The 14,856-nt window shown below is 73.5% G+C and carries 13 protein-coding genes; 11 read left to right on the top strand and 2 right to left on the bottom strand.

Going from position 1 to position 14,856, the window contains the following annotated elements; all coding sequences use genetic code 11:
• Positions 1–51 precede the first annotated feature (51 nt).
• Positions 52–378 (bottom strand): DUF8820 family protein, encoded by a 327-nt coding sequence (locus IE178_RS17180; RefSeq protein ID WP_184765174.1) that lies wholly within the window; start codon positions 376–378, stop codon positions 52–54.
• A gap of 223 nt (positions 379–601) precedes the next feature.
• Between IE178_RS17180 and IE178_RS17185 the strand changes: the two genes are divergently transcribed.
• From IE178_RS17185 to IE178_RS17230, 10 genes are all read left to right on the top strand, one after another.
• A complete protein-coding gene (locus IE178_RS17185; protein ID WP_193512917.1) occupies positions 602–1,558 on the top strand; it encodes an STM4015 family protein in 957 nt (318 codons plus the stop codon).
• Positions 1,559–1,565: 7 nt separating this feature from the next.
• On the top strand, positions 1,566–2,522 hold the full coding sequence (locus IE178_RS17190) for an STM4015 family protein (protein WP_193512918.1): 957 nt from the start codon (positions 1,566–1,568) through the stop codon (positions 2,520–2,522).
• Complete coding sequence (locus IE178_RS17195) at positions 2,503–3,705, top strand: STM4014 family protein (protein WP_193512919.1); 1,203 nt, start codon at positions 2,503–2,505, stop codon at positions 3,703–3,705. Before IE178_RS17190 ends, IE178_RS17195 begins: the two co-directional genes overlap by 20 nt.
• A 61-nt stretch (positions 3,706–3,766) precedes the next feature.
• Positions 3,767–4,588, top strand: a complete 822-nt coding sequence (locus IE178_RS17200; RefSeq protein WP_193513019.1) for an STM4013/SEN3800 family hydrolase — start codon at positions 3,767–3,769, stop codon at positions 4,586–4,588.
• Positions 4,585–5,955: an STM4012 family radical SAM protein gene (locus IE178_RS17205; protein WP_184765178.1), complete on the top strand. Its 1,371-nt coding sequence runs from the start codon at positions 4,585–4,587 to the stop codon at positions 5,953–5,955. The genes IE178_RS17200 and IE178_RS17205 overlap by 4 nt, the downstream gene beginning before the upstream one ends.
• 10 nt (positions 5,956–5,965) lie before the next feature.
• Complete coding sequence (locus IE178_RS17210; protein ID WP_193512920.1) at positions 5,966–6,814, top strand: STM4011 family radical SAM protein; 849 nt, start codon at positions 5,966–5,968, stop codon at positions 6,812–6,814.
• 56 nt (positions 6,815–6,870) lie between these two features.
• Positions 6,871–7,299 (top strand): hypothetical protein, encoded by a 429-nt coding sequence (locus IE178_RS17215; RefSeq protein ID WP_193512921.1) that lies wholly within the window; start codon positions 6,871–6,873, stop codon positions 7,297–7,299.
• Between the two features lie 104 nt (positions 7,300–7,403).
• Positions 7,404–9,044 (top strand): phosphoglucomutase (alpha-D-glucose-1,6-bisphosphate-dependent), encoded by a 1,641-nt coding sequence (pgm, locus tag IE178_RS17220; protein WP_193512922.1) that lies wholly within the window; start codon positions 7,404–7,406, stop codon positions 9,042–9,044.
• Between the two features lie 305 nt (positions 9,045–9,349).
• Positions 9,350–10,342, top strand: coding sequence for an alpha/beta fold hydrolase (locus IE178_RS17225; RefSeq protein ID WP_193512923.1), 993 nt, complete (start codon positions 9,350–9,352; stop codon positions 10,340–10,342).
• Positions 10,343–10,406: 64 nt separating this feature from the next.
• Entirely contained in the window at positions 10,407–10,820 is a 414-nt protein-coding gene (locus tag IE178_RS17230) for a cupin domain-containing protein (protein WP_193512924.1), read from the top strand.
• Positions 10,821–10,833: 13 nt separating this feature from the next.
• Here the strand turns inward: IE178_RS17230 and IE178_RS17235 are convergent, their stop codons facing one another.
• Positions 10,834–13,656 (bottom strand): AfsR/SARP family transcriptional regulator, encoded by a 2,823-nt coding sequence (locus IE178_RS17235; protein ID WP_193512925.1) that lies wholly within the window; start codon positions 13,654–13,656, stop codon positions 10,834–10,836.
• 362 nt (positions 13,657–14,018) lie between these two features.
• Between IE178_RS17235 and IE178_RS17240 the strand changes: the two genes are divergently transcribed.
• On the top strand, positions 14,019–14,816 hold the full coding sequence (locus IE178_RS17240; protein ID WP_193512926.1) for a hypothetical protein: 798 nt from the start codon (positions 14,019–14,021) through the stop codon (positions 14,814–14,816).
• The last annotated feature ends 40 nt before the right edge of the window (positions 14,817–14,856 follow it).

Consider the following 14,856-nt stretch of genomic DNA (forward strand, 5'->3'; position numbering starts at 1 on the left):
AACGTCCCCTGCCTTGCTCGGTTGTGGTGTCTCGTCGGGTCGCCGCGTCCGTCAGTCGGCCACGAGCCGCACCGAGCCGGGCACGTACTCCCGCTGCCGGATCACGCGGAACCACCCCTTGGGCAGCGCGATCGCGGCATGCTCCTCGTGGACCACCCGGCCACCGTCGGGAAGATGCAGCAGGAACGGCCCGGACGGGCCCGGCTCACGGATGAGATCGCCCCGGCCGAGCACCGCGTGCGCGTGCCCGGTGACCTCCCCCAGCGCCAGGACGAGCCGGCCCTTGGCGTCGCGCGGCTCCTTGGGCGCGTCCGGGACATGGGACGGCACCGCCTCGTCCGCGACGGGCACGATCAGCACATCTCCCTGCCGGTACATGACTCTCCCCTCCGCTCCGGTGCACGGCGCTCCGGAGTCCATGGCGCAGACAGTACGAGCGGGCACTGACAACGGGCCGTCACGAGCCCCGCCGCGGGGCGTTGTCAGTCGTTGTTGGTAGAACTGCTGCACGCATCGCCGAACGGCTCGCACCCGGCGCCCCGTGACGGCCTCGCCCACGCGCCACCCCCTTTTCCCATGCCGCACGACAGGAGCAGCCCGGATGACCATCGGTAGCCACCTCGAGGAGCTGTACGGCCTCCCCGCCTTCACCTTCCCCGGGCGCGACGAGTCGACGAAGCTGCCCGAACCCGACGCCGTGGCCTGGTGGATCGCCGCCCGGACGTACGACGCCGAGGAGGGCTGGGCGGAGACCTTCGACCGCTTCTGCGCCGAGGTCGACACCACGCGGGTCCGCGCCCTGATCGTCGGCCTCTGGGAGGACGCGTACGATTCCGGCCCCACCGAGGTCATCGAGGCACTGGTGGCCGCGCGTGACCGGCTGCCCGCCCTGCGGGCGGTGTTCCTCGGGGACATCGTGGGCGAGGAGTGCGAGATCTCCTGGATCAACCAGACCGACGTCACACCGCTGCTGGCCGGTTTCCCCGCACTGGAGGAGTTGGGCGTGCGCGGCGGCCAGGACCTGGCGTTCCCCGCGGTGCGCCATGACGCGCTGCGCAAGCTGGTCGTGGAGACCGGAGGTCTCCCGGCGGAGGTCGTCCGCGGGGTCGCGGCCAGCGAACTGCCCGCACTGGAACACCTCGACCTGTGGCTCGGCACCTCCTGGTACGGCGCCGACAGCGAGGTCACCGACCTCGAGCCGATCCTCTCCGGCGCCCGGCTGCCCCGGCTGCGGCACCTGGCCCTGCGCAACAGCGAGATCCAGGACGAGATCGCCGCCGCCGTGGCCCCCGCCCCCGTGGTCGCCCGGCTCGAAGTGCTCGACCTGTCCATGGGCACCCTCGGCGACGACGGCGCCACCGCCCTCCTCGGCGGGCAGCCACTGACCCATCTCAAGAAGCTGGACCTGCATCACAACTACCTGAGCGAGCCCCTCCGGCAGCGCGTGCGCGAGACGCTCGACCCCGCGGGCGTCGAGGTGGACCTCGACCAGGACGACGCCGACTGGGACGAGGACGACGACGGCACCGTCCACCGCTACGTCTCCGTGGGGGAGTGAGCACGGCGTGAGCCACTACCCCTCACATCTGACGTACTTCCACGGACTGCCCGTGCACCACTTCGACGGCGCCGAGGACGAGCAGGACTGCGGTCCGGACCTCCCCGCCCCCGCCTCGGTCGCCTGGCGGCTGACGGCCGAATGGGAGGTTCCGTTCGAGGAGCGCTGGAGCGCGTTCCTGGACCGGGTGTGCACGGAGGAGGTCGTGGCCCTGGTCATCGGCACCTGGTGGCAGGAGTGGGACGAACACGGCATCGATCCGTGCCTCGACCTGCTGACGGCCGAGGCACACCGGTTCCCCAGGCTGCGCGCGGTGTTCCTCGCGGACGTCGAGTCGGAGGAATCGGAGATCTCCTGGATCAAACAGGGCGACGTCAGCCGGGTGCTGCGTGCCTGGCCCGGCCTGTACGAGCTCGGCCTGCGCGGCGCCGAGGGCCTGGTGATCGAGCCGCTGCGGCACGAGTCGCTGCGCCGGCTGCGGATCGAGTGCGGCGGTCTGCCCCCCGAGCCGGTGCGGGCCCTGGCCGCCTGCGACCTCCCCGCCCTGCACCACCTGGAGTTGTGGCTGGGCACCAACTGGTACGGCGGCGACTGCACCGCCGACGACGTCCAGGCGCTCCTGGCCTCGCTGGGCCGCCGTTCCGGGCTGCGCCACCTGGGCCTGTGCAACAGCGACATCCAGGACGAGATCGCCGCCGCGGTGGCCGCGGCGCCCGTCGTCGCGGGTCTGGACTCCCTCGACCTGAGCATGGGCACGCTCAGCGACGCAGGGGCGACCGCGCTGCTCTCGGGGCAGCCGCTGACCCATCTGCGGGCGCTCGACCTCGGGCACCACTTCATGAGCGACCGGATGGCCCACCGCGTGCGCGAGGCACTGGGACCGCACATCCCGGACCTCGGCCTCACGCCCGCCCGGCGCAGCTCCCACCGCCCGGAGGAGCGCTATGTCGCGGTCGGCGAATGACCCGGGGCGGGCCGGCCCACCGGTGCGCTTCGCCGTCGTGGGCAACCCGGAGAACCGCAGGGCGGCCCTCTTCGCCGACGCCGCCCGCGCGGCCGGACTGCCCGCCCCGCGCATGGTGCCGTGGGAGCGGGTCCTGCGCTCGGGCGGAGCCGAGTTCGCCGCCGACGAGACCGTCCGGCTCGACTCACCCGGCGAGAACCCAGAGGTCGACCGTCTGCTGCGGGGCGCCCAGGACCCCACCCGGGTGGAGGGTTCGGCCCTCTGGTACACACGGTTCATCCAGGCGTCACGCGGCCTGCGCGGCGGCGTCCGGCTCGACGACACCGACGAACTGGCCGTGCTGTTCGACAAGCGGCACTGCCACGCCGCCCTCGCCGCCGCGGACGTGCCCGTGCCCTGGTCACCGACCTCGGGCCCGGACGCCGCCCCGGTGGCCGGCTGGGACGACGTACGTGCCGCCATGCGCGACCACCGCATGCCGAGGCTCTTCGTCAAACTCGCCCACGGTTCCTCGGCCTCCGGGGTGCTCGCCGTCGAGTCGTCGGGCCGGGGCCGCATCAGAGCCACCACCTCCGTCGAACTCACCCCGGACGGCAGGCTGTTCAACTCCCTGAAGGTGTGCCGCTACGAACGGGAACGCGACATCGCCGCCATCGTGGACGCCCTGGCCCCGGACGGTCTGCACCTGGAGCGCTGGCTGCCCAAGGCCTCCCAGCGGGGCCGCGCCGCCGACCTGCGGGTCGTGGTGGTGGCCGGCCGCGCCACCCACGCGGTGGTCCGCACCAGCAACGGCCCGCTGACCAACCTCCACCTCGGCGGCAGCCGGGGCGACCTCGACGCGGTCCGCGACGGCGTCGAAGCGGCCGGCGGGCGCTGGGCGGACGTCCTCGCCGTGTGCGAGCGCGCGGCGGCCTGTTTCCCGCGCACCCTGTGCGTCGGCGTCGACCTGCTCCCGGCCGTCGGCTGGCGCCGGTTCGCGGTCGGCGAGGTCAATGCCTTCGGCGACCTGCTGCCCCGCCTCACGGGGCTGCCGGGCAGCGGAGCGGAGGGCCTCGACACGTACGCGGCCCAGATCGCGGCCGTCCTGCGCCGCGCCCACCCGAGCACCGGCACCGGCCATCAGGGCAACGAGCACCATCAGCGCCACCAGCACAGAACGGGAACCACCCATGTCAGCGCCTGAACCGGCACCCGCGCCCCCGACGCACGACCCGCACGGGGCCTCCGCGCCGGGCCACCCGGACATGAACGAGGTCGTCGGCAGCCACGACATCCTGCTCGTCACCCTGGACACCCTGCGCCACGACGTCGCCGCCGAACTCGCCGCCGCCGGCCGCATCCCGAACCTGGCCCGCCATCTGCCCGGCGGCCGCTGGGAGAAACGGCACGCCCCGGGCAGCTTCACCTACGCCTCCCACCAGGCGATCTTCGCCGGCTTCCTGCCGACACCCGCAGAACCCGGCCCGCACCCGCGCCTGTTCGCGGCCCGCTTCGCCGGCAGCGAGACGACGGCGGAGCGCACCTTCGTCCACGACACCCCCGACCTGGTGTCCGGCCTCGCCGAGGAGGGCTACCGCACGGTGTGCGTCGGCGGGGTCGGCTTCTTCAACAAGCGCGGCCCGCTCGGCTCGGTCCTGCCCGGCCTCTTCCAGGAGTCCCACTGGGAACCGGAGTTCGGGGTCGCCTCGCCCACCTCGTTCGAGGCCCAGGTGACCCGCGCCGAGCAGGTGGTACGCGAACTGCCGGACGAGCAGCGCCTGTTCCTGTTCGTCAACGTCGCCGCACTGCACCAGCCCAACTGGTTCCACCGGCCCGGGGCGACCCCCGAGGACGGCGACACCCGCGCGACCCACGCCGCGGCCCTTGAGTACGTGGACCGGCACATCAGCCGGCTGTTCGCCGCCGCGAGCAGCAGGCGCCGCTGCTTCGCCATCGTCTGCTCCGACCACGGCACCGCCTACGGGGACGACGGCTACACCGGCCACCGCATCGGCCACGAGTCCGTGTGGACCGTGCCCTACGCGCACTTCTTCCTGGACCACACACCCGCCGAGGCCGCCCGATGACCACCGTCACCCCCGCCCGGACCGGCACCGACGCCCCGTCGAGCCCGTACCGCAGCTACGTCTACGCCTACCCGCACAAGACGGCCTACCGCGCGCTCCCCGAACGCCCCCGCCTCAGCACCCTCTGGGCCACCGAGCCCAAGGACGCCCTCTCCCTCTACCTGCACATCCCGTTCTGCGAAGTCCGCTGCGGCTTCTGCAACCTGTTCACCCGCATCGGCGCCCCCGACGGCCTGACCGGCGCCTATCTGGACGCCCTGGACCGGCAGGCGGCCGCCGTGCGGGACGCGCTGGGGGAGCGGGACCCGGTACGGTTCGCGACCGCGGCCTTCGGCGGCGGCACCCCCACCTTCCTCACCGCCGCCGAACTGGAGCGGCTCTGCGACATCGCGGAGCACCGCATGGGCGCCGACCTGCGCGCGGTCCCGCTGTCCGTGGAGGCCTCGCCCGCCACGGCCACCACCGACCGCCTCGAGGTCCTGGCGGCGCGCGGCACCACCCGCCTCAGCCTGGGCGTGCAGAGCTTCGACGACACCGAGGCACGCGCCGCCGTACGGCCCCAGCGCCGCGCCGACGTCGAGGCGGCACTCGGCCGCATCCGCGACGCCCGGATCCCCGTCCTCAACATCGACCTGATCTACGGCATCGACGGGCAGACGGAACAGACCTGGCTGCGCTCCCTGGACGCGGCTCTCGCCTGGCACCCCGAGGAGCTCTACCTCTACCCCCTCTACATACGCCCCCTCACCGGTCTCGGCCGCCGCGCCGGCGAGACGGACCCGGCCTGGGACACCCAGCGGCTGCGCCTGTACCGCCTGGGCCGCGACCACCTCCTCGCGCACGGCTACGAGCAGCAGTCCATGCGGATGTTCCGCCGCGCGGACGCACCGCCCCAGGGCGCGGACGACTACGCCTGCCAGACCGACGGCATGATCGGACTCGGCTGCGGCGCCCGCTCGTACACCGCCGGACTGCACTACTCCTTCGACTACGCCGTCGGCATGCACGAGATCCGGGGCATCATCGACGACTACGTCTCCCGCCCGGCCGCCGACTTCGCCCACGCCGAGTACGGCCGCCGCATGGACACCGGCGAGGCCCGCCGCCGGCACCTCCTGCAGTCCCTGCTCCAGGCGGCGGGACTCGACATCGCCGACTACCGCGCCCGGTTCGACGGCCGCGCGCCGAAGGACGACTTCGCGGCCGAGCTGTCCCGCTTCGCCGCCCGCGGCTGGCTGGCCGACGACGGCCCGGGCGCCACGGTCCTGCGCCTGACCCCCGAGGGCCTGGCCCACTCCGACGCCATCGGCCCGGAGCTGTTCTCCCCGGCCGTACGGGACGCCATGGCCGCCTACGAGCGGAAGTGAGCCCGCCCCGATGGACCTGACCCTCCTCTACCGCGGCCCGCTGGCCAGCTGCGACTACGACTGCCCGTACTGCCCCTTCGCCAAGCGCCGCGACAGCCGTGACCAGCTCCGCGCGGATCGCGCCCGCCTGGAGAGATTCACCGACTGGGCCACCGGGCAGACCACCGACCGGCTCTCCCTGCTGTTCACACCTTGGGGCGAGGGCCTGGTCCGCTCCTGGTACCGGCGCGCCCTGACCCACCTGTCCCACCAGCCGCACATCCGCCGTGTCGCCATCCAGACCAACCTCAGCTGCCGCACCGACTGGATCGCCGGCGCCGACCTGGACACGCTCGCCCTATGGTGCACCTACCACCCGGGCCAGACCCCCTACGACCGCTTCCTGGCCAAGTGCCGGGAACTGGACCGCCTCGGCGCCCGGTTCAGCGTCGGCATCGTCGGACTGCCCGACCACCTCGACGCGGCCCGCCGGCTGCGCGCCGACCTGCCGGACCAGGTGTACCTGTGGGTCAACGCCGCCGAGGGCCGCACCTACGACGACGCCGAGGCCGACGTGTGGACCGCGCTGGACCCGTTGTTCCCCTACAGCCGCCGGCCCCACGCCAGCGCGGGCCTGCCCTGCCGCACGGGGGAGTCCGTGATCTCCGTCGACGGCGAGGGCACGGTCCGCCGCTGCCACTTCGTCCGCGCGGAGCTCGGCAACCTCTACGACGGCACCTACCGGCAGGCACTGCGCCCGCGCCCCTGCCCCCTCACCACCTGCGACTGCCACATCGGCTACGTCCACCTGGAGACGCTGCCGCTGTACGACGTGTTCGCGGGCGGTGTGCTGGAACGCATACCGGCGTCGCTCACGTAGGGAGGGTCGCGCCGGCGGGCGTGTTTGCCGCCGGAGTCAGCGGCAAGTCGGTGTCCATGAGCGAACAGAACAAGAGCACGCAACGGAAGACCACGTCCACCCGGTCCACCGCGTCCAAGGCCCAGGAGGCGACGGACAAGGCGACCGCTCCCGCCCAGCGGGCGGCCGGTCACACCGCCACCAAGGCGGGTGACGCGGCGTCAGCCGTCGCGTCGGGCGCCGAGCGCGCGGCGACAGCGGCGAACGGCGCCGTGCGGAGCGCGGCCAAGGGAGTCGAGGCGGGCCGCCGCGTCGCCGTCGCCACCTCGGGGCAGGTCGCGGCCACCGCCAAGACCGCCTGGACGGTCATCGCCAACCGCAGGCTCGTCGCCGCCGGTGCCGCCGCCGGTCTGACCGCGCTGACCGCCGCCTCCTACGCGGTGGGCCGCCGCGCGGAGCGCCACACCCAGGGGCCCCTCACCCGGATGACCGGCGGACGGATCTGACGCCGGGGTGGCCGCGCGGGCCCGGGCCCACTCGCGCGGCACCGCCCCGAAGGGGAAAGATGTGTCCGCAAGCGAAGAATCAACCCATGCCAAGGAGTGGGCACATGCAGCACGAGCGAGCGGGCGGCCCGGCCGGCCCCGAGGATCTCGTCGACGTCGCTCGGCTGGTCACGGCGTACTACGCACTGCACCCCGACCCCGAGGACCCGGGGCAGCGCGTCGCGTTCGGGACGTCCGGACACCGCGGCTCGTCCCTGGCGGCCGCGTTCAACGAGGACCACATCGCCGCGACCAGCCAGGCCATCTGCGAGTACCGCGCGGTCCAGGGCACCGACGGCCCGCTCTTCCTCGGCGCCGATACCCACGCGCTGTCCGAGCCCGCCCGGGTCACCGCCCTGGAGGTGTTCGCGGCCAACGGGGTCACGGTGCTCATCGACAGCGCCGACGGCTACACCCCGACCCCGGCCGTCTCGCACGCCATCCTCACCCACAACAAGGGCCGCGCCACGGGCCTCGCGGACGGCGTCGTCGTCACGCCCTCGCACAACCCGCCCGCCGACGGCGGTTTCAAGTACAACCCGCCGAGCGGCGGCCCCGCCGGCTCGGACGCGACCGGCTGGATCCAGGACCGGGCCAACGACATCATCCGCGGCGGTCTCAAGGACGTCCGCCGCATCCCCTACGCCCGCGCCCTGGCCGCCCCCGGCACCGGCCGCCACGACTTCCTCGGCACCTACGTCGCCGACCTGCCGAGCGTGCTGGACCTGGACGCGATCCGCGCGGCCGGCGTCCGTATCGGCGCCGACCCGTTGGGCGGGGCGTCCGTCGCCTACTGGGGCCGGATCGCCGAGCAGCACGCTCTCGACCTGACGGTGGTCAACCCGCTCACCGATCCCACCTGGCGGTTCATGACCCTGGACTGGGACGGCAAGATCCGTATGGACTGCTCGTCGCCGTACGCCATGGCGTCCCTCATCGGGCAGCGCGACCGCTTCGACATCGCCACCGGCAACGACGCCGACGCCGACCGCCACGGCATCGTCACCCCGGACGCCGGGCTGATGAACCCCAACCACTACCTCGCCACGGCCATCGGCTACCTCTACGCGCACCGCGGGCAGTGGCCGTCCGCGGCCGGGGTCGGCAAGACGCTGGTGTCCTCCGCGATGATCGACCGGGTCGCCGCCGACCTCAAGCGCGAACTGGTCGAGGTGCCCGTCGGTTTCAAGTGGTTCGTGGACGGACTGTCCGACGGCACCCTCGGCTTCGGTGGCGAGGAGTCGGCCGGTGCCTCCTTCCTGCGCCGGGACGGCTCGGTGTGGACCACCGACAAGGACGGCATCATCCTGGCGCTGCTCGCCTCCGAGATCACGGCGGTCACCGGGAAGACGCCCTCCGAGCACTACGCCGCGCTCACCGCCCGTTTCGGCGAGCCCGCCTACGAGCGGATCGACGCACCCGCGACCCGCGAGGAGAAGGCCCGCCTCGCGAAGCTCTCCCCCGCCCAGGTCACCGCGGACACCCTCGCCGGCGAGGCGGTCACCGCGGTCCTCACCGAGGCACCGGGCAACGGCGCGTCCATCGGGGGCATCAAGGTGGCCACGGACAGCGCGTGGTTCGCCGCCCGGCCCTCCGGCACCGAGGACGTCTACAAGATCTACGCCGAGTCGTTCCAGGGCCCCGACCATCTCCGCCGTGTCCAGGAGGAGGCCAAGGCCGTGGTCCTCGCGGCCCTGGGCGGCTGAGCCGCACCCCGCCCCGGCGCACCCCGGTCACCTTCCGACGAGGCCGGGGTGCGTCAACCCGCCCCGACGCAGGGACGTCGCCGTGGGCAACTTCGCGGGCCCCTCCTGAGGCCGCTGGGCAACGGTGTCGCCGGGCCCCTCGTCGAGCGGGCACCGACCTCCTTCTTTTGCCGAACCGGCAACAACCCTCGTCCCGCCCGAGCCGCCCCGTCCATGCTCGACGGACGCCCTCCGACGCCGTGCGACCGTCTCCGACGCCGTGCGCCCGAGAGGTCCGACGATCCCGGACAACCCTGGAGAACCCGATGTCACAGCACCCGGTGAACGAGCTCACGCACCGGCTGGTCCCCTCACCCGCGGGCCGCCTCCACGTGGTGGAGCAGGGCAGCGGCCCCTTGGTGCTGCTCGTCCACGGCTTTCCGGAATCCTGGTACTCCTGGCGCCACCAGCTGCCGGCCCTGGCCGCGGCCGGCTACCGCGCGGCGGCCGTCGACGTCCGCGGCTACGGCCGTTCGTCCCGGCCGGCCGCCACGGACGCCTACCGCATGCTGGAACTGGTGGAGGACAACGTCGCGGTGGTGCACGCCCTCGGCGAGCGGACCGCCGTCGTCGTCGGCCACGACTGGGGGTCGGCCATCGCCGCGAACTCCGCCCTGACCCGGCCGGACGTCTTCCGCGCGGTGGCCATGCTCAGCGTCCCGTACGCCCCGCGCGGCGGCCCGAGGCCGAGCACGATCTTCGCCTCGATGGGCGGCGACGAGGAGTTCTACGTCTCCTACTTCCAGGAGCCCGGCCGCGCCGAGGCGGAGATCGAGCCCGACGTACGCGGCTGGCTCGCCGGGTTCTACGCGGCCCTGTCCGCCGACACCATGCCCGCGGCCGGCGCACCCGACCCCCACTTCGTCGGCCCGGGCGGAACCCTGCGCGACCGCTTCCCCGCCCACCGGCTGCCCGGCTGGCTGAGCGAGGAGGATCTCGACGTCTACGCCGGGGAGTTCGAACGCACGGGCCTGACCGGGGCGCTGGCCCGCTACCGCACCATGGACCGTGACTGGGAGGACCTCGCCGACCACGACGGCGCCCCCCTCACCCAGCCGTCCCTGTTCATCGGCGGAGGCCTGGACGCGTCCACCACCTGGATGGCCGACGCCATCGGCGCCTTCCCCGTCACCCTCCCGGGCCTGTCGTCCTCCCACATCCTCGACGGCTGCGGGCACTGGCTCCAGCAGGAACGCCCCGCGGAGACCAACCGCGTCCTGACGGACTGGCTCACGGCCCTGCCCAAATCTGCATGTTAGATTCCCATTTGCAAGGCGACCGCGGACAACCGGCGCGTCCACGCACAGGGGACGGTGACAGCTCATGACGTCAGAAGGCAGCGACACACCCGGCGGCGACGTCCCCCTCCCGCGGATCCTGTACGACACGGCCGCGCCGGCCGCCCCCGACGGCCCGTCCGCGGGCGCCCTGTGGCGGCTTGCCGAGCCCGGCCGCCAACTCGACGCCAACGTCGTACGCCTCCCGCCCGGACACCGGGTCGACACCCATCGGGAGCCCGACCTCGACGTCCTTCTGCACGTCCTCGAAGGCGCCGGAACCCTCACCGGCGCCGACGGCCCCCACCCCCTCCCGGCCGGCACCCTGACCTGGCTCCCGCACGGCTCCACCCGGAGCCTCGCCGCCGGCCCCGAGGGCATGACCTACCTCACCGTCCACCGCCGCCGCCCCGGCATGCGGATCCGGCGCCGGGACCGGGCAGCCGGCGCCGGCGACTGACACCGCACCCGGGTCACCGGGCGACGGCGCCACCCGCGCCGAGCGAGTCGAGCAGCGCGCGGACCTGCTCCCCACGTGACGGGTGGACCTCGATGTCCAGGTAGATGTCCCGAGCCTGTTCCAGCACCCGTCGCGCGGCGCCCGGGTCACCAAGAGCCAGGTGGACCTGGCCGAGGTGCACCAGGGCCTCCGCCTCGTTGAAGCGGTGGCCCAGCGCGCGGTGCAGTTCCAGGCCCCGCCGGTGGCACGCGAGGGCCTGCGCGTGCTCTCCGAGCTGCTGGTAGGCGTAGCCGAGCGTGTCCAGGGTGTCGGCCTCCCCCCGCAGGTCGCCCAGCTCCTGCTGGATGGCCATGGCCTGCTCGCAGTGGGCCACCGCCGCTCGATGGTCCCCCTGCTGCGCATGGTCCCAGGCCACGGCGTTCAGGGCGCGTGCCAGCCCGGCCCGGTGGTCCAGCTGCGCGAACAGCCGTACCGCGTTCTCGTCGTGACGCAGAGCCGCGGACCGGTCGCCCGTGTACTCGTGGAGCCAGCCGAGAGTCAGGTGGGTGTGCGCCTCGGACAGCGTCTGACCGCTCTCCTGGGCCAGCGAGAGAGCCCGGGTCAGTCGGCGGTGCGCCGCGTCGTGGTCGCCCGCCTCGGCGCGCTCCCAGGAGAGCGCGCGCAGCGACTCGGCCTGGGCGGCCGCGTCACCGAGCCGTGTCGCGGCCGCCAGCGCCGTGGTGTGGACGGCCGCGACGTCGCTCCACCGTCCGCTTCGGGTCAGGAAGGTCGTCAGGGCCCAGGCCAGTTGCCAGGCGTGGGACTCGTGGCCGTGGCGCGCGGCCTGGTGCACGGCCGCGACGAGCGCCGGGTGCTCCCGGGTGAACCATTCCATGGCCTGGCCATGGGTGGTGAGTTCCTCCGGCCGCGAGCCGGGGGCGGCCGGTGACAGGGGAACGGGGTCCCGGTGCGGGTGCAGGATGCGGTCGGCCGACCAGGCGGTGTGGAGATAGTGGTCGAGGACCCGGATACGGGCGGTGCGCCCCTCCGCGCCGTCCACGGAGCCGGCCACTTCGATGGCGTACGTGCGCAGCAGGTCGTGGGAGCTGAACCGGCCGGGGGCGTGCTCCTGGAGGAGGTGGGCGGCCCGCAGCCGGTGCAGCGCCCGGCGTGTCCCGGCCGGGGGGAGGCCCGTGAGGCTGCGGACCGCCGGCCGGGCGATGTCGGGACCGGGGGCCTGCACGAGCTGGCGGAACACCCGGGCGGTGTCCGGATCGAGGGCGCGGTAGGAGGAGGCGAAGACGGTACGCACGTCGGTGGCGCTCTCACCGGTGCCCAGGGCGTCGAGGCGGGTGCTGCTCTCGCGCAGTTCCTCGGTCAGATCGCCCAGGGTGACCACCGGGTTGGTGGTGATCCGGGCGGCCACGACGCTCAGGGCGAGGGGCAGACCGGCGCACTGGTCCACCAGGGCGGTGGCGGCGTCGGGTTCGGCGGCGACCCGTTCGGCGCCGAGCCGGCCGGTCAGCAGCTCGCGCGCCGTGGTGGAGTCGAACCCGTCGACCGTCAGATGGGTGACCTGGTGCGATGCCGTCAGTCCGGTGAGCTGGTCGCGGCTGGTGATCAGGACGGTGCAGGCGGGCGTGCCCGGCAGCAGCGGCAGGGTCTGCTCGCTGTCATGGGCGTTGTCCAGGACGAGGAGCATCTGCCGGTCCGCCAGCAGGCTGCGGTACAGGGCCGCCTGGGCGTCGGGGGCGGCCGGTACCCGTCCGGGCGGGACGCCGAGGGTGTCGAGGAAGCCGCGGATCACCATGAAGGGATCCGCGGGGTCCCCTGAGGGCGTGAAACCGCGGAGGTCGGCGAAGAGCTGGCCGTCGGGGAACTGCTGATACCGGCTGTGTGCCCAGCGCAGCGCGAGCCAGGTCTTGCCGACTCCGCCGGGACCGCAGATCACCGACATGGGCATGGTGGTGCGCGGTTGGGTCTGGGGCGCGAGCAGTTTGTCCAGGACGGAGAGTTCCGCGTCGCGGCCGACGAAGCAGGCGGGCGGAGCGGGTAGTTGGCGGGGGACCGGCGGGGTTTCCGGGCCCGCGGGAGGGCGCCGCGGGGAAGCCTGGGGAGGGGACAGCGCAGGGTCGTCGGCAAGGATCTGCCGGTGCAGACCGCGCAGACGTGGTCCCGGGTCGGTGCCCAGCTCGCGCGACAGCCGCCGCCGTACGGCCTCGTAGCTGGCGAGGGCGTCGGCGGCACGGCCGGTGCGGTAGAGGGCGAGCATGAGCTGACCGGCCAGACGTTCGTCCAGGGGGTGCTCGCCGGCGCGTGCGGTGAGCTCGGGCAGCAGTTCGCCGTGGTGTCCGATGCGCAGGCGGATGTCGACGTGGTCCAGCTCGGCCGAGAGCCGTTCGCGCTCCAGGGCCTGGCGCAGGTCGGAGAACCACGGGACGTCCACGGTGGCGAAGGGGTCGCCCCGCCACAGCCCGAGCGCCTGTCGCATCAGGGCAGCCGCCCGGGTGTCGTCGGCCTCCCGGGCGCGTGCGACCAGGTCCCGGAACAGGTGGAGGTCCACGGACAGCGGATCCGCCTCCAGTACATAGCACCCGGGGCGCCGGGAGATGGCCACCTCCGGTGCCGCCTTCAGGGCCTGGCGTAATCGGGACAGGTATCCGTACAGCGTTTCCCTGACCCGCTGGGGTGCCCGGTCGCCCCACACCCGGTCGATGAGCGCGTCCACCGGAACCGCGCGGTTGACGTCCACGAGCAGCGCGGCCAGCACGCACCGCTGCCGCATGTGTCCCACGTTCGCGGGACGCCCCTCGACGCGCGCCTCGATCGTGCCGAGCAGACCGAACTCCACCACCATCCGTCCCCCTCCGTCCCGTTTACGTTAGTCACTCGGCAAGCGCTCCCACCAGGCGATTCAAGGACGTCCCAAGGTTCGTCCCCGGCCAGGGACGCACGGTTGACCCGACGGCAGGGCAGCGGGGCGGGCGCACGAGGTGCCCGGGCCCGCCGGTGCCCGGGGATACCCGCGGAGACAGGGGGAGTGTGATGCGACGTATCGGCCGGGCAGTGGGAGCCGCCGTGTTCCTCGTGTGCTGCACTGGGGGATGCAGCACGCCATCGGGGGCGGGGAACGCGGAGCCGGGGACGGGGAGCACGCGGCCGTCCCTGGCTCCGCTGCCGCCGCCGGAACCGGGGATCAGCCTTCCGCTGGACTCCTATGTGCCCTCGCCCGAGGAGCAGGGGCGGTCCGACCGGGCACAGGCGGCGCTGGAACGCGCCTGTCTGGCACGCTTCGGACTCCGCTGGGAGGGACCGGGCAGGACGGCTCTGGAGACCGGCCGGCGGATGGCCCTGTCGCGGCAGGCGGCACGCTTCGGCGTGACGGACCCGGAACACGCCGAGCGATACGGGTATCACGCGCCGCCCTGGAGCACCTACGACCCTCGGGTGGGAGAGCTGCTGGACCAGCACCAGCACGTCACTCCCGACGTGCGGAAGGTGCTGTACGGCACGGCCACGGAAGCCGGTGGCCGGCCCGTTCCCCGCAACGGGTGCCGTGCGGAGGCGGCCCGGCGGCTCGCGCGGGGCGCCCCACCGGCGGACCGGAACCTTCCGGGCCGGCTGGCGGAGCAGGCCGCCGCCGCGGCCCTTGAGGACCCCCGGTTGTCGGCCGTCGTAGGCGCGTGGCGCTCCTGCGTGACCGGTGCCGGTCTTCGCTACGCCTCGCCGCAGGACGCTGCCGGAGATCCCCGCTGGAAACGGGACCGGACCCCCACCGAGGAAGAGGTCTCGGTGGCCGTGGCGGACGTCCGGTGCCAGAACGAGGTCCGGTACCTCCCCACGCTGGTGACCGTGACGGCCGGGAAGCAGCGCGAGCTGATCAGTCGTCACGCCCTGGAACTCGGCCGACTCGAACGCCTGAAGGACGTACGGGCGGAGAACGTCGCCGAAGCGCTCGCCGCACAGCCGTCCGGGCCCGAACCCGCGCAGGAGGGCGAAGGGCACGGATCCGGGTGAGAGCGAGCCGTAAGTCAGCACGATCCGCGATCAGAGAGAG

Origin of the sequence: Streptomyces griseoloalbus, from assembly GCA_014650015.1 — a bacterium.
Taxonomy (GTDB): Bacteria; Actinomycetota; Actinomycetes; order Streptomycetales; family Streptomycetaceae; genus Streptomyces; species Streptomyces griseoloalbus.